18 protein-coding genes and 1 pseudogene are annotated in these 19484 nt (G+C 65.4%); 9 read left to right on the top strand and 10 right to left on the bottom strand.

The window, feature by feature from the left end:
* The 7 genes from E1291_RS27200 to E1291_RS27170 form a co-directional block, all read right to left on the bottom strand.
* A partial coding sequence (locus E1291_RS27200) for a CoA transferase (RefSeq protein WP_131740930.1) occupies window positions 1–1101 on the bottom strand: 1101 nt, incomplete at its 3' end.
* A gap of 3 nt (window positions 1102–1104) precedes the next feature.
* A complete protein-coding gene (locus E1291_RS27195; protein ID WP_131740929.1) occupies window positions 1105–1998 on the bottom strand; it encodes an amidohydrolase family protein in 894 nt (297 codons plus the stop codon).
* 12 nt (window positions 1999–2010) lie between these two features.
* Complete coding sequence (locus E1291_RS27190) at window positions 2011–2778, bottom strand: DUF4286 family protein (protein ID WP_131740928.1); 768 nt, start codon at window positions 2776–2778, stop codon at window positions 2011–2013.
* Window positions 2775–3575, bottom strand: coding sequence for an enoyl-CoA hydratase/isomerase family protein (locus E1291_RS27185; RefSeq protein ID WP_131740927.1), 801 nt, complete (start codon window positions 3573–3575; stop codon window positions 2775–2777). Before E1291_RS27185 ends, E1291_RS27190 begins: the two co-directional genes overlap by 4 nt.
* Window positions 3572–4000 (bottom strand): Zn-ribbon domain-containing OB-fold protein, encoded by a 429-nt coding sequence (locus E1291_RS27180; RefSeq protein ID WP_131740926.1) that lies wholly within the window; start codon window positions 3998–4000, stop codon window positions 3572–3574. The genes E1291_RS27185 and E1291_RS27180 overlap by 4 nt, the downstream gene beginning before the upstream one ends.
* Complete coding sequence (locus E1291_RS27175; RefSeq protein WP_165495308.1) at window positions 3997–5148, bottom strand: thiolase family protein; 1152 nt, start codon at window positions 5146–5148, stop codon at window positions 3997–3999. Before E1291_RS27175 ends, E1291_RS27180 begins: the two co-directional genes overlap by 4 nt.
* 117 nt (window positions 5149–5265) lie before the next feature.
* The gene (locus E1291_RS27170) at window positions 5266–5949 is read right to left on the bottom strand and encodes a GntR family transcriptional regulator (protein ID WP_165495307.1); all 684 of its coding nucleotides are present in this window, start codon (window positions 5947–5949) and stop codon (window positions 5266–5268) included.
* Between the two features lie 396 nt (window positions 5950–6345).
* Here E1291_RS27170 and E1291_RS27165 point away from each other — a divergent pair, with 396 nt between their 5' ends.
* The 4 genes from E1291_RS27165 to E1291_RS27150 all read left to right on the top strand — a co-directional run bounded on the left by E1291_RS27165 (window position 6346) and on the right by E1291_RS27150 (window position 11791).
* Window positions 6346–7845 (top strand): ABC transporter substrate-binding protein, encoded by a 1500-nt coding sequence (locus E1291_RS27165; protein WP_165495306.1) that lies wholly within the window; start codon window positions 6346–6348, stop codon window positions 7843–7845.
* Window positions 7846–8117: 272 nt separating this feature from the next.
* Entirely contained in the window at window positions 8118–9110 is a 993-nt protein-coding gene (locus E1291_RS27160) for an ABC transporter permease (RefSeq protein WP_131740922.1), read from the top strand.
* A 21-nt stretch (window positions 9111–9131) separates the two neighbouring features.
* Window positions 9132–10007 carry an ABC transporter permease gene (locus E1291_RS27155; protein ID WP_131740921.1) on the top strand — a complete coding sequence of 292 codons (876 nt, stop codon included), beginning with the start codon at window positions 9132–9134 and terminating at the stop codon, window positions 10005–10007.
* Window positions 10004–11791, top strand: coding sequence for an ABC transporter ATP-binding protein (locus tag E1291_RS27150; RefSeq protein ID WP_131740920.1), 1788 nt, complete (start codon window positions 10004–10006; stop codon window positions 11789–11791). Before E1291_RS27155 ends, E1291_RS27150 begins: the two co-directional genes overlap by 4 nt.
* 195 nt (window positions 11792–11986) lie before the next feature.
* Here E1291_RS27150 and E1291_RS27145 read toward each other — a convergent pair whose 3' ends face one another.
* Together E1291_RS27145 and E1291_RS27140 are read right to left on the bottom strand one after the other, a co-directional pair.
* Entirely contained in the window at window positions 11987–12523 is a 537-nt protein-coding gene (locus E1291_RS27145) for a GNAT family N-acetyltransferase (protein ID WP_131740919.1), read from the bottom strand.
* A 271-nt stretch (window positions 12524–12794) separates the two neighbouring features.
* Entirely contained in the window at window positions 12795–13967 is a 1173-nt protein-coding gene (locus E1291_RS27140; protein ID WP_131740918.1) for an epoxide hydrolase family protein, read from the bottom strand.
* An 81-nt stretch (window positions 13968–14048) separates the two neighbouring features.
* On the opposite strand from E1291_RS27140, the gene E1291_RS27135 reads away from it, so the two are divergent.
* The gene (locus tag E1291_RS27135; protein ID WP_131740917.1) at window positions 14049–14624 is read left to right on the top strand and encodes a CGNR zinc finger domain-containing protein; all 576 of its coding nucleotides are present in this window, start codon (window positions 14049–14051) and stop codon (window positions 14622–14624) included.
* A gap of 242 nt (window positions 14625–14866) precedes the next feature.
* Here the strand turns inward: E1291_RS27135 and E1291_RS42285 are convergent, their stop codons facing one another.
* On the bottom strand, window positions 14867–15010 hold the full coding sequence (locus tag E1291_RS42285; protein WP_165495305.1) for a hypothetical protein: 144 nt from the start codon (window positions 15008–15010) through the stop codon (window positions 14867–14869).
* Window positions 15011–15253: 243 nt separating this feature from the next.
* Between E1291_RS42285 and E1291_RS27130 the strand changes: the two genes are divergently transcribed.
* From E1291_RS27130 to E1291_RS44925, 4 genes and pseudogenes are all read left to right on the top strand, one after another.
* Window positions 15254–15997, top strand: coding sequence for an XRE family transcriptional regulator (locus tag E1291_RS27130; RefSeq protein ID WP_131740916.1), 744 nt, complete (start codon window positions 15254–15256; stop codon window positions 15995–15997).
* A pseudogene (locus E1291_RS27125) lies at window positions 15964–16505 on the top strand (NUDIX domain-containing protein). Before E1291_RS27130 ends, E1291_RS27125 begins: the two are co-directional and overlap by 34 nt.
* On the top strand, window positions 16472–17731 hold the full coding sequence (locus E1291_RS27120; RefSeq protein WP_131740915.1) for a phosphoribosyltransferase-like protein: 1260 nt from the start codon (window positions 16472–16474) through the stop codon (window positions 17729–17731). Before E1291_RS27125 ends, E1291_RS27120 begins: the two are co-directional and overlap by 34 nt.
* 183 nt (window positions 17732–17914) lie before the next feature.
* Complete coding sequence (locus E1291_RS44925; protein WP_131740914.1) at window positions 17915–19039, top strand: reverse transcriptase family protein; 1125 nt, start codon at window positions 17915–17917, stop codon at window positions 19037–19039.
* Window positions 19040–19484: the final 445 nt, after the last annotated feature.

Raw genomic sequence — 19484 nt, 5'->3', positions numbered from 1 at the left:
GCCGAGCGCCGGGGGCGGCCCGGAGCGCCACGGCAGCCCCGCGGCGCGGACCGGGGGCCCGACGGGCGCGACCGTTCTGCCGTCCCGCTGCGGCTCGCGGAAGAAGCCGCGCGACTCGTACTGCGGGTCGTCGCGCAGGTCGCCCAGGTCGGCGCTGAAACCGACGGCGAGTCCCAGCGCCTGCGCGCGCTCGTAGATCGTCCGCTTGGGCAGCCGTGCCGCCCACTTCTCGATCAACGGCCACACCTGCTCCGGATCGAGCGGCGCCGAGCCCGGCGCGGGCTCCGGCTCGCCGACCAGCTCGATCAGCAGGTCCCACTGCTCGGGCTGGAAGATGACGCCGACCCAGCCGTCGGCCGCGGGGACGATCCGCCACTGCCCCGCGGTGGCCCCCGTGCGCGTCGGCGCGGTGGCGGCGACGGTGGTCTCGATGTCGCTCTTCCAGTCGATGTAGGCCGCGACGTCGCACAGGGCGACATCGACGACGTCGCCCCGCCCGGTCAGCGCGCGGCGGCGGAGCGCGAGCATGCCGCCGAAGAAGCCCGCGAAGGCGGCGGCGTGCGCCGTCTGTTCCCCGCCGAGGCTCAGCGGGGAGCGGTCCGGCTCGCCGATCATCGAGGCGAGGCCGCCGTAGGACTCGGCGAGCAGGCTGTCGCCGGGGTGGTCCGAGCGCGGGTCGTCCAGGCCCGCCGCCGTGATGCTCACGGCGACGAGGCCCGGCCAGGCGTCGCGGATCCGCGACGCGGTCAGGCCGATGGCGCGTGCCCGGGCGGGGGCAAGGTCGGTGAGCAGCAGGTCGGCACGTTCCAGCAGGCCGTCCAGTGTCGCCCGGCCGTCCGCCGTGTCCAGGTCGGCGACCACGCTGCCCTTGTCGGCGTCGAGGCTGGAGAAGGTGAAGCCGACTCCGTGCTCGTCCAGGGGCCGCCGCGTCCTCAGCGCGTCACCGCCGGGCGGCTCGCAAAGGATCACGTCGTGTCCCAACCCGGCCAGGAGCCGGCCGCAGACCTTCGCGGCCACGCCGCCGGAGAGCTCGACGACCCGCAGCGCCGCGTCCGGGCCGCGCCGCCGATCGCCGTTCCGATCCTCGTCTGGTGGTCTCATCGGTTAACGCGCCGCCTCGGTGGCGCCCGCGTCGGTGCGCTCCCACTCCCAGCCGCCCTCGGGACGAGGCCAGTTCAGCACCGTGGCCGCCGTCCGGCCGAGCATCCAGACCTTGTCCTCCTCGCTGAGGAAGTCGAGCGTGTACCGGACGTGGTCGAGGTTCTCCCGCCAGGTCGCCCCGCGCACCCGCGTCGTGTCCGAGGCCCACATGAGCCGCTGTGGCCCGTAGGCGTCGTAGACACGGCGCAGCGTCGGGGTCAGCGACGGATAGGGGTAGGGCTCGGCCGTGTAGTCGGGGATCGCGGAGTACTTCATGTAGACGTTCGGGTACTTCACGAGCGGGAAGATGTCGTCGATGTGCGCCCAGAGATCCTGGGTCACCGGGTCACCGATGATCAGGCCCATGTGGTCGACGATCAGCCGGAGGTCGGGGTGCCGCTCCGCGATCGCGGCGACCTTGCGGACCTCGGGGCCGTAGATCAGCAGCATCAGGGGGATGCCGAGCCGCTCCGCGGCCTCCCAGAACCACGGAAACGTGTCGACGTCGATCCAGTCGCGGCCGCGGAAGTCCGGGTAGCTCATCCGGATGCCGCGCATCCACGGGTCGTCGAACCAGCGCTCGATGCGCTCCCGGTCCGGATCCCACAGGTCGAAGCGGCCCATCACGCCGAACCGGCCGGGGTGCTCGGCGGCCCAGGCGAGCTGCGGCGAGTTGTCGTTGCCCGCCCAGATGGCCGGGACGATCGCCACGGCGTCGATGCCGAGTTCGTCCATCCTGGGCAGGATCTGCTTCGGCGTGGACTCAGGGGACCCGGTGTAGCTCTCGCCGATGTCGGGCCAGGGCCGGTCCGGGGTGTTGGGCAGGAACATATGGATCTGGGTGTCGAGGATGAACATGTCTTCCCCTCATCAAGGCTGCCGAGCGGTCGCTTGAGCCGGCGACGGCGCCCGTGGAGTGAACGAGATGTTCCGGTACCAGAGCCGCCACGGCGTTGTGTGCCTGGTCCAGGAGGTGGGGCCCGGGGTCCAGGTTCCCGCCCTCAGCAGGCGCAGCGTTTCCTGGATCCGCTCGTCGGTGGCGGTGGCCAGCTCATAGACGACGAGGTAGCGCGGGCAGCCGGGTTCCGGGTACTCGAGCGTGTGCCGCAGCGCGTACCGGGTTCCCCGGTCGAAGCCGCCGATGGCCGTCGCCTCGGGCAGGTGGACGTTGGTGTAGAAATCGTCGAACTCGGCCAGCTCGTCGCCGATGTCCGCGGGCGGGTCGATCCCGATGATGTAGATCGCTTCCGGGGTGCCCGTCGCGGGCGAGGTCTCCGCGACCTTCTCGTAGATCACCCGCCATCGATGGGTGAGCAGATCGGGCCACAGCGGCGGGTCGGCGCTGTAGCTGGGACGGGTCTCCGGAGGGGAGGTCGTCTGGGCGAGGTACGCGTCGGCCGCCCGCTCGTCCTCGACCTCGTAGGCCGCCAGGTACGCGGCGCCGAAGTCACCCCGCTCGTCCGGCACCTGGAGGCCGTAGCGGTGCGCGGACGCGAAGCCCGGATACCTCCCGAGGACCTCGGGAATGTGCGTCTCGTCGTAGAACCGGTTGAACCGCGCGAGGTCCGCCGGGTCCGTGCTGTGGAAGTCGAGGGCGATCCAGTACAGGAAACTGCTGGAAAAAGGCGGCGCCGTCATCGCTCTCCGTTCTTGCCCACGGCCCGGCGGTAGGTCGCCGCGCCGTCGGAGAGGACGTCGCTTCGGGCCTGGATCTGCGCGCGGAGGTCCTCGCCGTAGCGCAGCGCCGTGGTCCAGTCCGAGATGTGCTGGGGGATCTCGTGCAGCGCCCGCTTCGACCAGTCGAGGCTGACCGGGTCGAACCGCGCGAGCCGGCGGGCGAGCTCGACGGCGGCGTCGGCGAGCTCGGCCAGCGGAACCGCCTCGTTGACGAGTCCCCACTCGGCGGCGGTGGTGCCGCTGATGCGGTCGGTGGTCAGCACCATCCAGGCCGCGCGCTTCGGGGACAGGCGCAGCTGGGTCGACGGCCCGGCGAGCCCGGGGTACAGGCCGAACCCGAGCTCGGGCATTCCGAGCCGGGCCTCGTGGGCCGCGATGGCGAGGTCGGAGGAGTTGACCAGCGTGACGCCCCCGCCGAGGGCGAACCCGTTGACCGCCGCGATGACGATCGCGGGATGGTGCCGGATCTTCTCCTGGACGGCGTGCCAGCTCGTCCGCCTGCCCTCGACGGTGTCGTCGGCCCCGGTGCCCTCCTGGCCCGCCTCCTTGAGGTCGATGCCGGAGCAGAAGGCGCTGCCGGCACCGGTCAGGATGATGACCTTCGCCGTCCCGTGGCAGGCGTCCAGGGCGTCCAGCAGCGCCGACCTCGCGGCGCGGCTCATGGCGTTGCGCTTCTCGGGCCGGTTGAGGGTGAGCCGCGCGACACCGTCGCCGAGGTCCTCATGCAGGACGAGCGGTTCGCTCGTGTTCGCGCTCATGCCACGGGCTCCGGACGCTCGACGGTGAACTTGAGGACGGTCCGCTCGCTGAAGCCGGGCTCGAACACGGCCCGGACGGGCAGGTCGATGGCGAGATCGTCCGGCGTCTCCCCGAGCGTGCTGATGACGGCCGGGCCCTCATCGAGCTTGATGTAGGCCACCAGGTACGGCCTGACCTCGTCAAAGGCGTCGAAGTACTTCTGGTGCATCCTGATCCAGGACCACAGCCGCCCCTTCCCGCTGACCGCGCGCCAGCTGAAGGAGCCGGAAAGGCAGCGCGGGCACACCTCGCTGTCGGGGAAGCGGTACTCGCCGCACGCGTCGCAGCACTGCAGCCGCAGCTCGTTCTCGGCCAGCCCGTCCCAGAACGGTCGGTTCTCCGGGGTGATCTCCGGCAGCAGCCGCTCGTAGCTCTCGGCGTTCATCGCGCGACCGCCTCGTCGTTGGTGAGGATGTGCGAGGTGACGATCGGCGAGGCGCACATGTACTGCACCGTCCTGCAGCCGGGAACCTGCCGGGCGCCGGCCTCGCCGCGCAGCTGGCGCACCGACTCGACGTGGTGCGCCCAGCCCTGCATGTAGCTCTCGCTCGTGTGCCCGCCCGCCGTGTTCAGCGGACGCGGGCCGTCGTGGCGGATCTTCTCCTCGTCCACCCAGCTCCACCCCTCGCCGCGCGGCGCGTGGTTGAAGCCCTCCAGGGTGAAGACGATGGTGGGCGTGAAGTTGTCGTAGATCTGCAAGCAGTCGACCTCCTCCGGCGCGATGCCGGTCTGCCGGTAGAGCCGGCTCGCTACGTCCTGGCAGGCGGAGTAGAAGAAGTCCTCCGCCGTGTAGTAGTTGGTGATGTGCGCCATCCCCGCCGTCGCGGCCACGCGCACCGGCGGCTTGCGGAGCGTTCTCGCGCGCTCCATCGAGGTCACGATGAAGGCGACGGCGCCGTCGTTGATGAGGCAGTAGTCGAGCAGCCGCAGCGGCTCGGCGATGAACCGGGACTCCAGGTAGTCCTCGCGGGTGATCTCCTTCTGGAGAACGGCGGCCGGGTTGAGCGCGGCGTGCCGGCGGTTGTTGATCGCCAGTGGTGCCAGCGCGTCCTCGGACGCCCCGTACATGCCCCGGTACCGCTGGTACATCATGGCGACGTAGGCGCCGGGCGAGGTCATGCCGTACATCTCGTCGTAGGCGACGGTCGGGCCGCCGCCCTCGCCGCCGTATCGCATCCTCGCCGACCGGCCGTTGTTGCCGTAGACGCACGCGACCACGTCGGCCGCGCCGTTCGCGATCAGCGCGACGGCCTCCTGGAGGGCGACGCCGCTCATGCGGCCCGACCCTTCGAGATCGTGGACGAAACGGGGGTTTCGCAGACCGAGCACGGTGGCCAGCCGGCCGTACTCCACGCGGGAGCAGAGCAGGCCGTCGATCTCGTCCTTGTCGATTCCGCAGTCGTCGATCGCCTCCCGCAGGGCGCCGGCGGCCAGGGCGTAGGCGTCCCGCGGCCGGTCCGTGGGGGCGTAGAGCGCGCGGAAGTCCGACTGCCCTACGCCCACGATCGCGATCTCAGCTGGCTCGTGCTGCATGCGTCTCTCCGGTCGGTTGGCCATTGCTTGCCCGTGGTGGTCGGGCGCGACTTCCTCGGGGCACGGCGCTGCGCGGTCAGGCCGGGCACACGGCGAACCGACACCCGCCCAGGCGGGTCATGCTCCCGAGGTTCGTTCTTCTTCCAGCTTCGCCAGGGCCGCCAGCGCCGCCTCCTTGGCGGCCTCCACGTGCTGCCGGGCGAGCTGGGCGGCGCGATCGGCGTCCCGGTCCGTGATCGCCGCGACGATGTCGCGGTACTCCTGGTCGGACCTCTCCCGGCGTCCGGGAACGGTGAGCGACAGCCGACGCAGCGCGTGGATGCGGGCGTGTAGCGGCGTGAGGATCGACTCCAGCAGGGCGTTTCTCGCCCCCGCCAGCAGCAGCTCGTCGAAATGGTAGATCGCGGCGAGCTGGTCGTCGGCGTTCCTGCCCGGTCGCGTGAGCTTGACCAGTTCCAGGACCTCGCTGTCGGTGGCCCGCTGGACGAAGAGCGAGGCGGCCTCGGACTCCAGCGCCGCGCGCACCTCGTAGACCTGCAGGACGTCGTCGCTGCCGAGCACCGCCACCCGCACGCCCCGGCTGCTCGACGTCTCGACGAGCCCGAGCGCCTGGAGATGGCGGACCGCCTCGCGAATCGAGGTTCGGCTCACGCCGGTGAGCTCCATGAGCTCCCGCTCGGTGAGCCGGCGCCCCGGCGGCAGCACGCCTTCGAGGATGGCCTGCCGCACCGTGCGCACGACGAGCTGCGGAACGGTCTCCGCAGGGCGGTCGATCCGCAGGTTCGGTTCGGTCTCTGGCATGCCATCTCCTCTGTACTTTGTATGACGTAACATAGTCGTACATCTCTGCCAAGGTCAACCTCCACCGGGCGTATCCGTCCGGTGGCTGTGCGCCTAGACCGCCGGTCAACAGCCATAACGCGAGCTTCTCGGCACATCTTGTCCGCTCTCTGCTGTTGACGCGACCCAGTATGTCTGATCTAGTACGTCATACAAAATTGCCAGACTCGATCGGACAGGACGACCTTCTGTCCGCGCAGGTCCGCGGAGCGCGGCACCCACGGGCACCGACCGATCTCGTTCCGGGCAAGAGCTCCCATCCCACCCCCACCAGCGTCTTCCCGAGGAGGAAGGATGTTGAGTCGATTGGCCAGTAAGGGGAACAAGGGGCACAAAGTGCATAAGGGATATCCCCGGATGCTCGTGCCCGCAGTGGTCTCCACCATGGTCGTCAGCCTCGCTGCCGGATGCTCTTCGGACTCAGCGGAGGGAAAGGGCGCCGCTTCCGGGGGCATGGTCCGCGTCGGCGTGGTCGCCAGCACGATCTCGACCATCGACCCCTACTCCAACCTGAGGTCGCAGGACTTCTACGTGCGCAACGCCTCGTTGTACGAGCCGCTCGCCCACCGGACGAAGGACGGCGGCTTCGAGTGGGCGCTCGCCACCGGCATCACGCACAACAAGGACAACACCGAGTGGACCGTCAAGCTCCGTCCGAACGTCAAGTTCCATGACGGGAGCGCGTTCGGCGCGGACGACGTCATCGCGGTCTTCAACCGGGTCCTCGACAAGAAGAACGCGCTCATCGAGCGCAACTACATCGACTTCATCGACCCGAAGGGCATCGAGAAGGTCGATGACCTGACGGTGCGGTTCAAGCTGCCCAAGCCGTACGGGCCGTTCGAGTTCGCCGTCTCCAACAGCAACATCATCTTCTACAAGAAGGACTCCAAGCCCGAGCAGGCGATGGGGACGGGGCCGTTCAGCCTCGTCTCGTTCACCGCCGGCCGGGAGGCGGTCGTCAAGCGGTTCGACGGCTACTGGGGCACCAAGCCCAAGCTCGACAAGGTCAAGATCATCAGCTTCAAGACCGCGGAGGCCTCGACTAACGCGCTGATCGGCGGCCAGATCGACGCGAGCTCCAACATCCTGCAGACCTCGCTCCCGACGATCGAGAAGACGCCGGGCCTGAAGGTCATGAAGAGCGATGTGAACCTGAAGGTCAGCATCGGCATGCGCGCCGACACCGCGCCCTTCAACGACGTACGGGTCCGCCAGGCGATGCGTCTGATCCTGAACCGCAAGCTCGCGCTCTCCAACGCCTTCGACGGCCTGGGAGAGCTGGCGAACGACTACTCGGGCTTCGACCGCTGCGTACCGGACGTCCCCCAGCGGGACCAGGACCTCGACCAGGCCAAGAAGCTGCTCGCGGACGCGGGGAAGTCGAACCTCAGCATCGACCTGGAGACCGGCGCGAACAAGCCCGGCATGCTCCAGCTGGTCCAGATCCTGGCCGAGGACGCCAAGAAGATCGGCGTGAACATCAAGGTGCAGAAGATGGAGCTGGGCGCCTACCTCGAGAAGTGGGGGAAGCGGACCTTCTACACCGGGTACGACACGCGTCCCTACCTGGAGGGCGTGCCCGAGATGATCAGCAACGACGACGTGCTCAACCACCAGCACTGGCACGACCCGGAGTTCGAGGCACTGGCCAAGAAGCTCTACGCTACGTCCGACGCACAGGAGCAGTGCGATCTCCAGAAGAAGATGAAGAAGATCGAGTACGAGCGGGGCGCGACCATCCTCACCGCGACGAACCCCACGGTGAGCGTGTACTCCTCGAAGGTGCACGGCCTCGTTCCGCAGTTCCCCTCGGGGAACCTGTACGACTTCACCAAGGTCACCATCGACCATTGAGCAGGTAGTTCGGTGTCGCGCGGACCGGAGCTCGCCCTCCCCTGAGCTGGACTCGGCAGGGGGCGGCTCCGGGTTCCGCCGACACGGAGTCTCCGCCGGCGGGTGCCCCGCCGGTGGAGAACGACCGCATGAGGACCTGCCCGCGAGCTCCGGCGACGGCGCCAGTGCCCGCCCCCGGAATCGCTCCGGCCGGACGGTCATGGGCGGACACCCCTCGGCCCAAACGACGACCGGACACGTTGAACGGGATTGTTGCAATGGCAACTGAGACGATGACCGAAAAAGCGCTCGAGGCCGCCCCGCCCCCGAGCCGCTCCCGAAGAGCCGCCCTGGCGTGGCCCATCGCCCGGCGCGCGCTGACGGGCGTGGTGACCTTGTGGTGCATCTCCGTCATCGTCTTCGTGGCGACGCAGGCGATGCCCGGCGATGTCGCGCACATCATCCTCGGGCCCGGGGCGTCCTCCGAGCAGGTGGCCCAGCTGAATCAGAACCTGGGTCTCGACCAGCCGTTGCTCAGCCAGTACCTCGACTGGCTGGGCAACGTCCTCACCGGCAACATGGGCGATTCGATCGTCAGCGGCCAGCCCGTGTCCGAGCTGCTCTCCGAACGAATCTTCAACTCCGCGACGCTGACCGTGATCGCGATGGTCTTCATCATCCCGCTGTCCCTCGTGATCGGCCTGCTCGCGGCCGTCTTCCGCGACAAACTGCTCGACCGGGCCTACCTCGGCACCTCGCTCATCGTGACGGCGACCCCCGACTTCGTCATCGGCAGCCTCGTGATCGCCCTGTTCGGCACCGTCGTCTTCAAGGTGCTCCCCCCGGTCTCGCTGATCCCTCCGGGCGACGCGCCCTGGGAGCATCCGCGGCAGCTGGTGATGCCGCTCGCCGTGATGGTGCTCGTCGGGGTCACCTACCTCTCGCGCCTCGTGCGCGTCTCCTTCATCGACGTGCTGGAGAGCGAGTACGTGCAGCTCGCGATCATCAAGGGCCTGTCGATGCGGCGGATCCTGTTCCTGCACGCACTGCCGAACGCGCTCGCACCCAGCATCCCGGCGGCGAGCATCATGGCCGCCTACACCATCGCGGGCTCGGTCGTGATCGAGTACTTGTTCGCCTATCCGGGCATCGGCTCGGCGCTGGTGGACGCCGTCGCCGGCCACGACCTGCCGATGGTCCAGGCCATCATCATGCTCATGGCGGCCGCGTTCTTCTGCTTCAACCAACTCGCCGACCTGCTCGGAACCCTGAACAAGTCCCGCTAACAGACGAAGGAGCGTGCGGCCATGATCCGAACGCGACCCAGGGAGCAAGGGGTCCAGGCTCCGCCCAGGAATCTCACCCGCCGTATCCTCACCTCCCCTCGGACCCGGCTCGGGCTGATCATGCTGCTGGTCATGATCCTCTTCTCGGTCCTCGGCCCCTTCTTCGCGCCGCACTCGCCGACCGCGGTCCTCGCCAAGCCCTACGCCGATCCCGGCGACGGCCTGCTGCTCGGCGCCGACTCGCTGGGCAGGGACATCCTCTCCCGCATCCTCAGCGGCGGCGCCAACCTGACCTGGATGGCCATCGCCGCCACGTTCGGCGGCGTCGCGCTCGGCACCGCCATCGGGCTGATCGCGGCCTACGCGGGCGGGATCGTCGACACGCTCCTCATGCGGGTCGTCGACGTGATGCTGACGTTCCCGACGATCATCATGGCGATCCTGTTCATCTCGATGGTCGGGCCGAGCCGGCTGATCCTGGTGGTCCTGGTGGCCATCGGCCTCACCCCCGGGATGGCGCGCGTGATGCGCGGTGCGGCACGTCCGGTGATCAGGCGGGAGCACGTCATGTGGGCGCGGACGATCGGGCTCTCGTCCAGCCGCATCCTCATGCGGGAGGTGCTGCCGAGCGTGACCTCCCCGCTCCTGGTGGAGACCGGCCTCCGGCTCATGTGGTCGGTCGTCGGCCTCGCCTCCCTGAGCTTCCTCGGCTTCGGCGTCCAGCCACCCGCCTCCGACTGGGGCCTCATGGTCAGCGAGAACAAGGACGGCCTCGCCATCCAGCCCCTCGCCGTCTTCATTCCCGCCGTCTGCGTCGCCCTGTTCACGATCGGGGGCAATCTCTTCGCCGAGGGCGCCGCGCGCGTCATCGGCCGCACCGAAGGGGCTCGTTCATGAAGGCGGTCGAAGTCACCGGGCTCACCGTTGCCCTCGACGACGGCAGTGTGATCGTCGACGACGTGTCGTTCGGCCTGGAGAGCGGCCAGGTCATGGGTCTGGTCGGCGAGTCGGGCTCGGGCAAGAGCACGGTCGCGCTCGCGCTGCTCGGCTTCGCCAAGGCCGGTGCCAACATCACCGGCGGCAAGGTCGTGGTGGGCGGTGTCGACCTGCTCGCGCTCTCACCGAACGAGTTGCGCGAGGCGCGCAAGAAGCTCATCGGCTTCGTGCCCCAGGACCCCGCGACGGCGCTCAACCCGGCATTGACGATCCGTGCCCAGCTGACCGAGGGAATGCTCGGTGAGAAGAAGGAGAACCTGCCGAGGATCCGCGAAGTCCTCGAGACCGTCGGCCTGCCCTCGGACAACGCCTTCCTGCGACGTCACCCCCAGGAGCTCTCGGGCGGCCAGCAGCAGCGAGTGGCGATCGCCATGGCGCTGGGCAAGAAGCCGGAACTGATCGTCTTCGACGAGCCCACGACCGGCCTGGACGTCTCCACCCAGGCGAGGGTCCTGGAGATGGTCGCCGGTCTCTGCGCGGACAACGGCATGGCCTCCGTCTTCGTCTCGCACGACCTCGCGGTCGTCGGCACCGTCGGCGACCTGGTGACCGTGATGTACGCCGGGCAGGTCCTGGAGACCGGATCGCGCGAGGAGGTCCTGCTCTCCGCCGCGCACCCCTACTCCATCGCGCTGCTCGAGTCGGTACCGTCGACGCGTCAGCGGTTGCCGCTCGTCTCCATCCCCGGCCGGGCGCCGGCGGCGGGGGCCAAGTTCGACGGCTGCGTGTTCGCGGACCGCTGTGCCTTCGTCGAGGACCGTTGCCGTGACTCGGCGCCCCCGCTGGTCGCCACGTCCACCGGCAGCTCGGCACGCTGCCTCAGGGTCGAACACGTTCTGCAGAACCAGAGGTGCCTGGTCAAGGAGCCCCTGCCCCGTGTCGAGAGCAGGGAAGAAGACAGCGGCTCCGTCCTCAGCGTACGGAACCTGAACGCCTCATACGGCCGGACCCAGGTCCTGTTCGACGTCTCGTTCAACGTCGCGCCCGGCGAGACCCTGGGAGTCGTGGGCGAATCGGGCAGCGGCAAGACGACCATGTCCCGCTGTCTGATCGGGCTTCACGAGGACCAGTCCGGCATCTTCGAGATGGACGGAAAGCCGCTTCCGCCGCGGTTGCGGGACCGGAGCAAAGAGGTCAAACAGCAACTGCAGTACGTCTTCCAGAATCCCTACGGTTCGCTGAACCCCCGCGAGACCATCGCGAACGCGGTGGTCGTCCCGCTGAAGCACTTCTATGGAGAACGGGGCAAGGCGGCCCGCGACAAGGCCAAGGAGGCCCTTGAGCGCGTGGAGATCCCGTGGCGGCTCGCGGACCGCTACCCCGCCGAGCTGTCGGGCGGTCAACGTCAGCGGGTGGCCATCGCCCGTGCTCTCGTCTGCAACCCTTCGCTCCTGATCTGCGACGAGATCACCTCGGCTCTCGACGTCTCGGTCCAGGCCTCCGTCGTCGAGCTGCTCCGGACCCTGCAGAACGACGGCCTCAGCATGATCTTCATTACCCACAACCTCGCCGTCGTGCGCAGCATCGGTGACCGCGTCATCGTCCTGAGCCAGGGACGCGTCGTGGAGTCGGGAGAGGTCGAGGCGGTCCTCACCGCCCCGCAGCATCCCTACACCCGCGGCCTGCTCGCCGACACCCTCGAGGTCGATCGCTCCGACGCCGAGACGAGCGATCTGCCCGGATGAGATCGTCCTCCCACGGGCCGGCGCCCGTGGGAGGACCACCAGATGAGGGTTCGCCCCCCACCCGGACGTCTGCCCCGAGGACTCACCAGGCAGACCGCCGCCGGCGACTGGGCGGAGGGGCAGACGGAAGAGCCATGCGGTCTCCGACCGCATGGCTCTTGTTCAGTTCCGAAGGGCCTGCACGACCCCCTGCCGCTAGTGGGAAGCCTTGGGAAGGGCGTTCCGGGCCTGCGGGTCGGACACGGCCGGATGCTGGAAAAGGGCGCCGGACCTGCGGTGCTCCAGCTCGACGGTGCGCAGATGAGACCAGCCGGCACCGCGGTAGAAATCATGCAACCGGTAATTGGTGCGCCACGCGTCGAGCCTGATCCACCGCGCGCCCTGGCGGGCGCCCAGGTCGATCGTCCAGCGGAGCAGCAGCTCTCCCAGCCCCTGCCCGGCGTGCTCGCGGGCGGTGGCCAGCTTGGCCACATAGCGCGCCGGTTCCGCGAGCTCCTCGGCGGTCCAGAATTCGGAGTTGCCGTTGGCGGAGACGGTGACGGTGGCGATCGCGGATCCGTTCTCGCGGACCAGGTACACCTCGCCGCGCTCGATGATCGGCGCCATCTGCTCGGCGCTGAACCTGGAGGCCCATTGGTTGATGCCCCGGGAGGTCAGCCAGTCCGCCACGCTGTTCAGCAGCTCCACTACCTCGGCCAGATCGTCGGCGACGGCGACGTCGATGGTCCTCACGCGACCGGCCCACAGGGTTCGACGGTTCGTCCTCCGATGTTCGCCGCGCACGGCACCAGGGCCGTCTCACGCTCGGCGAGGTGGCGCCCCAGCGACAGCGGCATCCCATCTCCTTCCCAGTTTGTATGACGTAATATAGTCGTACATCAAGCGGGGGATCAACTTCGACCAGGTGTATCAGTGCGGTCGCCGCATGCTCGGTGGACCTGATTTAGTACGTCATACAAAGTCACGGCGGCCGGTCATAGAGCGCCGAGTCGCCGAGCCGCGTTCACCGGCGGGCGGCCAGCACCGCCGCGAGGCCCTCTCGCAGATCCTTGACGAAGTACTCGGGGACCTCCAGCGACGGGAAATGCCCCCCGCTTTCGGGCGACCTCCATCGGACGATCTGCCGGTACCGCTCCTGTGCCCAGGGACGCGGACACTTGTCGACGTCCCGGGGATACATGGTGATCGCCGACGGGACGTCGACCCGGAGTTCGGGGTCGAGCGAGTGATGGCTCTCGTAGTAGATGCGGGCCGCCGACGCGCCGGTCCGCGTCAGCCAATAGAGGGTGACGTCGTCGAGAACGGCGTCCCTTGAGATCGTCTCGAACGGGCCGTCCTCGGTGTCCGACCACTCGGCGAACTTGTCGAGGATCCAGGCGAGAAGCCCGACCGGTGAGTCGACGAGCGAGTAGCCGATGGTCTGCGGCCGCGTCGCCTGCTGCTTGGCGTACGCCGCGCGGTGGCGCCAGAAATCGCGGGTCTCCTCGGTCCACAGCCGCTCGGCCGCCGTCAGCCCGTCCGTCGTCAACCCGGGCGGCGCCTCCGCGTACGTCGTGTGGATGCCGAGAACGTGCTCCGGGAACCTGCCGCCGAGGACCGTGGTGACGGTGCCTCCCCAGTCGCCGCCGTGGGCTGCGAACTCGCCGTAGCCGAGCCGTCCCATCAGCTCCACCCAGGCGGCGGCGATCTTCTCGGTTCCCCACCCGGTGGCGGCCGGCCTGTCGCTGTAACCAAAGCCCGGAAGCGACGGGACCACGACGTGGAACGCCGGTGCGTCCGCGTCTGCCGGATCCGCCAGCTCGTCCACCACGCCGACGAACTCGGCGATGCTTCCCGGCCAGCCGTGCGTCAAGATCAGGGGAGTGGCGTCCGCGCGCGCGGATCGGCGGTGCAGGAAGTGAATCCCCAGATCATCAATGGTCGTGCGGAACTGGCCGATGCGGTGCAGGCGATCTTCGAACGACCGCCACTCGTACCCGGTGCGCCAGTAGTCCACGAGATCGACGAGGTCGGCGAGCGGAACGCCCTGATCCCATCGGCGAGCACCGGACGCGGCGCCGCGGACCGTCTCGGCCTCCGGTAGCCGCGCCGCGGCGAGCCGGGCGCGCAGATCGTCGAGCTCGACGTCGGTCGCGTGGGCTTCGAAGACGTGCACGTCGCTGCTCGGGCGGGGCATGAGACCTCCTGGCCATCGCGGAACCGGCTAAGACGGTTCTAACATGGGACCCACCGGCGTGCAACCGGCTAAGATGGTTCCATGCGCGGTGGGTTCCCCGACTTTCGCCTCGGCAGCGTCCTGGCGACCAGCTTCACGGCGACTCTGACGGAGCGCCGTGGCGACGCCGTGGAGCGCATTCCCACACCGCAGCGACTCGTCGACTGGCTGGCGGTGAACGGCCTGGCCGTGGACTCCTGCACCACTGCCCAGCTCGACCTAGCCCGCGAACTGAGGGAGTCGATCCACGCAGCCGCGACGGCGGCCGCGCTCCAGAAGCCTCTCCCCGCGGCCGCTCTCCAGGTCATCAACGACCGCAGCGCCGAGGCCCGGGCCGCCGCGATCCTGACGCCCGAGGGCAAGCGGATATGGCGCCTCGGCTCGGCGTCCCGCGTAGAGGACGCCCTCGGCGTGATAGCCGCCGACGCGATCAGCATCATCGCCGGCGAACGATCAGGAAAACTGGCCTTGTGCGCGTCCCCGACCTGCCAAGCCGCCTTCTTCGACACCAGCCAAAGCCGCACCCGCAAATGGTGCGAGATGAACACATGCGGCAATCGCCAGAAGAAGGCCCGCTTCACCGCCAACCAGCGCAAGCCCCCCAGACCAACAGAGTGATCGTTCCACTAGCCACGTCCGAGCGCCCCCGCACCCGCGCCCCATCTGTCGCGGCCCGCCCCCATCACAACAACCAACACGCCAAACCACACCCACAGAGCTGGCGCCGGCAGTGGACGCCCTCGAGCCGTGCTCACGCCGCACCCAGCGGGCGCGGTCTTTGCGGCGCCTGCGGTTGCCGGGCTCGACACGAGCACCGCACGCACACAGGTGGCCGGTAAGGATGCGAGGCAGGCGCACGGTCACCGCCCCGCCGAGACGCGGGCCGGGACGTCGTCGCACGTGTGAGTGCTGAGCAGGCGCCGGGACGCGCCACCGGACCGCGAGGACGCGGCGCCCCTGCGCAGAGCGCGGTGTCCCTCGGAGTGGATGCCGATGACGAGCATGGTGAAGATTCGCAGGTGGAACCGGCGAGGAAGACGCCGACGACCAAGGCCAGGACGAGGATCATGGGAGATCAACTCCTCTCGAAAGGCCCGTATCCGGCGGGGCGGTCCGGACGGTCGTGGGCTGACGAGAACGAGAATGCGCCTGACCTGCGGGACGAGATCATTACATGACTGGACGTGTTCAAGACGTCCTCATAGGGTTGACGGCGTCCTGGGACGTCCTTGAATCCGGACGGGTGCATGCCGAACGAACGCCTACGCGCCACCCTGCTAGAGCAGGGGATGACTGTCGCCACGCTCGCCGAGTCGATCGGCGTGGACTACAAAACGGTCGAACGGTGGATCACCAAAGACCGAACCCCCTACCGGCGACACCGTTACGCAGTGGCATCGCGCCTGGGCGTGGACGAAACCTTCCTCTGGCCGGACGCGCTCACCAACGAACAAGTGACCGCAGCGTCCAACAGCGAACTCGTGACGATCTACCCGCACCGGTCATCGGTCCCAAGAGACACATGGGGACGTCTCTTCGCCACAGCCAGAGAAGAGATCGGCGTCCTGGCCTACGCCGACCTGTTCCTCTCCGAAGACAGCGACATCCAGCGCACCCTCACGGACAAGGCCAAAGCGGGCGTACGCGTCCGGATCCTCCTCGGCGATCCCAAGAGCCCCCAAGTAGCCGACCCGGGCACAGACGAGGGCGTAGGCTACGCTATGGCCGCCAAAATCCACAACGCCCTCGTCCTCTACAAGAACCTCCGCAAACTGGACGGCGTCGAGTTCCGCTACCACCGAACGGTCCTCTACAACTCCATCTACCGTGCGGACGACCAGCTCCTGGTCAACACCCACGTGTACGGCATCACGGCTCCGCTGGCGCCTGTCTGGCACCTGCGACGTATAGCCGGCGGAGACCTGGTGAACACCTACATAGAAAGCTTCGAACGAGTCTGGGAGACCGCCACACCCATACCAGAGAATTAGCCACGGGCCGCAGGATCGACTACGAGGACGACCCCAAGACCAACAGCCTCGTCCCAGCCGTCAACGTCGTCGTAGAGAACGACAAAGGCGAGACCCTCATGATCCCCCGTACCAACAATGACAACTGGGCCCTCCCCAGCACAGCCATCGACCTAGGCGAGTCCGTCCCCCAGGCCGCCATCCGCGAAACCAAAGAAGAAACCGGCATCGACGTAGAGATCACCGAGCTGGTAGGCATCTACAACGACCCCAAACACGTCATCCACTACACCAGCAACAACGAAGTCCGCCAAGAATTCTCGATTCTTCTTATCGCGTCCTTGCTTAACGGCCACCTCACGTCGAGTAGCGAGTCGAAAGAGGTGAAATGGTTGAATCGAGAGGACATTTCCATCAAGTTGATGGATTTTTCCATGCACAGCGGATAATGCATTACTTTGAAGAAGACTGCCCATCATTTCTTAACATAAAGGCTTGGCGAGTGAATTCGGCAAAGGGGAGGGAATGAAAATTAGCGCGACCGAGCCATGCAAAGAGTGGCTTGAGAATTTTGCACTTCAAGACCGATCGGCTGCGGCTCTGCTTCTCGACAGCCTTCAATATGTTGAGGAGAGTACCCTCCGAACCGGGTTGATTCGACTCCTTGAGATCGACTTTGGGGAGGAAAGGATAGAGCAGCCAGCCATTGTGATCGCCGCTAGAACTGGACGTGAGCTTGCTCAATTCGGGTCATCGCTCGAAGAAGTTTTAGCTGAGGAGAACAGCTCAGTGGCTTTTGAGAACGTGTTTCCCGGTGCCCCGTTTTCCGTAGAAGCGGGCAGTGAATCGCTCTGCGGGAACATCATTCGAGAATTCAGAACACGTCATGGCCGGTCTTTCGACCTACTTTCCCCGAACAGTACGCTGGACGATATGCGTACTAAGCGTTGTCGTTCTATTGTACTAGTGAGTGACTTTGCAGGATCTGGTGACCAGGTAGTCAAAGCGGCCAATCTTCTGACGAGAAATGCGACGATCAGAAGTTGGCGGTCGTTTGGCTGGGTTCGTATCCATGTCATCCTCTTGGCTGCTACTCCATTGGGAAAGAAGGTTGTCGAGCGGGCACGTAGCGTGGATCACGTGTCTGTGCTATTCATGGCACACAACTTCGAATCGATAGGCTGGTCGGATGTCCAGAGAAATGAAGTTATTCGCATTTGTCGTCAATACGCCTCTCCAAGACTGAGGAGTAGATATGCATTGGGTTGGAATGAATCAAAAGGTCTATTCTTGATGCAGCATTCGATTCCGAATAATATCCCTTGCGTTATCTGGCAGGATAGCGGGCGAGGACAGCGTGATGCTTGGAGCGCTCTTCTCCCCAGGCGTACGATGCCTGAGTCATTGGGACGACTGCTAGCGATGAAGGCTTATGATGCGCGCTTCGGCTCGCAAATGCAGAGTCGCCAGCTGAGCGAATTTAGTGTGCAGTTGATACTCACTCTAGAGGCTATACATCGAGGAGCAAGAACGGTGGAAAGGCTAGCAATTGCTCTTGGGCAGACTCTTCCGGACTGTTCGCGTCTTGTCGGTCAATTGCAGCAACGTCAATTGATCGATATCGACTACAGGCTGACTGATGCCGGTCACGCTGAGTTGGCAGAAGCTAGGATCTCCTCCTCTTCCCGTTACCAGTTGAAGGGATCGACCCGGAGCTACTATCCTCAAACATTGAGGGGAGTCAGAAATATCTAGTATTGTCCGATACCTCGTGTATGGACACGATGAGAGTAACCTCGTAGTTGCTCGGGCATTCGGCGTAGTTGGATGCTCCGGACAAGCTCACGACCGCCTCCGTGGGAAGCTCAGGCGCACCCCTAAGTGTGCCTGGGGCCTGACCTTCCCACGAAGGTCGAGTCGGATGGGCATCAAAGGTAGATGATTACTGACTCCCCTCATCTTTATCGGCGCGCGGGGATTGCGGCCGGCCACTCACCTGATCTAATCGAGCGGGCAATTGAACACGCGAGCTTGGTTGAATCTCGTGGGCTAGAGGCAGTCCTAAGCCTCAAGCATCTTGCGCATCTAACCGGTGTCCAACGTAGTTACCTACGCAGCATCGTGGCGAGGCAGACCGACCCTTATGAAGAATATACTCTGCAAGGGCGGAGGGTAATATCCTCACCGCACCCGCCCCTACTAGCTGTCCATCGATGGATGCTCGCAAACATCTTGAATCAAGTTCCAGCCCACAGTGCCAGCTATGCATATGAGCGGAGAAAGTCAATAGTAAAGTGTGCCACTCGCCACGTAGGCGCCCGATGGGCGGTTAAGCTCGACCTCCACAACTTTTTTGGCAGCGTCGATGAAACGATGGTCTATCGGGTATTTTGTGGTCTAGGTTATCAGAATCTTGTTTCCTTTGAGTTGGCTCGCCTATGTACCCGCCCTGGAATTGGCGCTTCCCATAAGGATCAATACAGATCTGATTCTGGATCAGAGAAATATCGCGTCATCTATTCATATTCAAACTCAAGGCGACTGGGATTCTTGCCCCAGGGAAGTCCTACCAGTGGGGCTCTAGCAAACCTTGTTATGAGGGATGTCGATATCATGCTCTGTGATCTGGCGAAGCAACGCCGACTGACCTATACACGATATGCAGATGATATGACTTTTTCGTCAATTGATGAATTTCATCGCAAGAACGTCGCCTCATTAATTCGAGAAGTGGCGCACCTGATGAATAGTCGGGGTTTCGTGCTACATAAACAAAAAACGAGAATTGTGACTCCTGGGTCGAGAATGATCGTTCTTGGATTGTTGGTCGATGGTCAACGAGTGCGCCTTCCGGTTGATTCACGAAAAAGGATTCTTGAGAATATTAGAGGGGTGGAAAAGTTTGGCCTTGCGGATCACGTGAAGCATCGAAAATATGCTTCAATGATAGGTTTCGTTGAACATATGGAGGGGCTGTTGGCATTCTCGTATGACGTTGACCGGGAGTGGACTAAGCCGATTTGGGAACGCTGGAGTAAAGCTCTCCAGCGTTCTGGTATTTGAAAAAGGATGGGAATTTAGCTATGGCTATTTGCTAACCATTTATCTTGCTCTCGCGCCTTTCTTTTTGGAGTTATATCGATGCGTCGTTTTGTTTCATTGACGGCACGAAATAGAGTTGGTGAGGAAATGTTGATTGAGCGAGTCACGAGGTGTTCGCGTCCATATCGCGTCCTAATTTCTTTTAGTCGCTCATCTATCGATACGTGCTCTCCGTCTGGGCTCGTGGTCATGTCGGAATAGATTAGAAAGTCGCTGAGAAGTGGGGATTCTCTGCCAAAATCTCGCGCAAGTTTGGTCGCCAGGCCCCGTTCGTGAGCTTCAAGCAGCGCACAAGAGTGGTGGGCTACTAGTACTACAACGACAGGTTGTGATCAACTCGCGTCGGATGGTTGGCTGTGATGTGTGGTCATCAGCGACGTCGAATCGTGGTCCCGGGAGTTTTCTG

It is taken from the genome of Actinomadura roseirufa (assembly GCF_900659635.1).
GTDB classification, from domain to species: Bacteria; Actinomycetota; Actinomycetes; order Streptosporangiales; family Streptosporangiaceae; genus Spirillospora; species Spirillospora roseirufa.
This window is presented reverse-complemented; position numbering and strand designations above follow the sequence as displayed.

Coding starts and splice junctions, on each gene's coding strand:
- E1291_RS44925 (WP_131740914.1), top strand. CDS start 17,915: ATGATTACTGACTCCCCTCATCTTTATCGGCGCGCGGGGATTGCGGCC.
- E1291_RS27160 (WP_131740922.1), top strand. CDS start 8,118: ATGACCGAAAAAGCGCTCGAGGCCGCCCCGCCCCCGAGCCGCTCCCGA.
- E1291_RS27130 (WP_131740916.1), top strand. CDS start 15,254: ATGCCGAACGAACGCCTACGCGCCACCCTGCTAGAGCAGGGGATGACT.
- E1291_RS27165 (WP_165495306.1), top strand. CDS start 6,346: ATGCTCGTGCCCGCAGTGGTCTCCACCATGGTCGTCAGCCTCGCTGCC.
- E1291_RS27135 (WP_131740917.1), top strand. CDS start 14,049: ATGCGCGGTGGGTTCCCCGACTTTCGCCTCGGCAGCGTCCTGGCGACC.
- E1291_RS27185 (WP_131740927.1), bottom strand. CDS start 3,575: ATGAGCGCGAACACGAGCGAACCGCTCGTCCTGCATGAGGACCTCGGC.
- E1291_RS27190 (WP_131740928.1), bottom strand. CDS start 2,778: ATGACGGCGCCGCCTTTTTCCAGCAGTTTCCTGTACTGGATCGCCCTC.
- E1291_RS27155 (WP_131740921.1), top strand. CDS start 9,132: ATGATCCGAACGCGACCCAGGGAGCAAGGGGTCCAGGCTCCGCCCAGG.
- E1291_RS27175 (WP_165495308.1), bottom strand. CDS start 5,148: ATGCAGCACGAGCCAGCTGAGATCGCGATCGTGGGCGTAGGGCAGTCG.
- E1291_RS27170 (WP_165495307.1), bottom strand. CDS start 5,949: ATGCCAGAGACCGAACCGAACCTGCGGATCGACCGCCCTGCGGAGACC.
- E1291_RS27140 (WP_131740918.1), bottom strand. CDS start 13,967: ATGCCCCGCCCGAGCAGCGACGTGCACGTCTTCGAAGCCCACGCGACC.
- E1291_RS27150 (WP_131740920.1), top strand. CDS start 10,004: ATGAAGGCGGTCGAAGTCACCGGGCTCACCGTTGCCCTCGACGACGGC.
- E1291_RS27180 (WP_131740926.1), bottom strand. CDS start 4,000: ATGAACGCCGAGAGCTACGAGCGGCTGCTGCCGGAGATCACCCCGGAG.
- E1291_RS27195 (WP_131740929.1), bottom strand. CDS start 1,998: ATGTTCATCCTCGACACCCAGATCCATATGTTCCTGCCCAACACCCCG.
- E1291_RS42285 (WP_165495305.1), bottom strand. CDS start 15,010: ATGCTCGTCATCGGCATCCACTCCGAGGGACACCGCGCTCTGCGCAGG.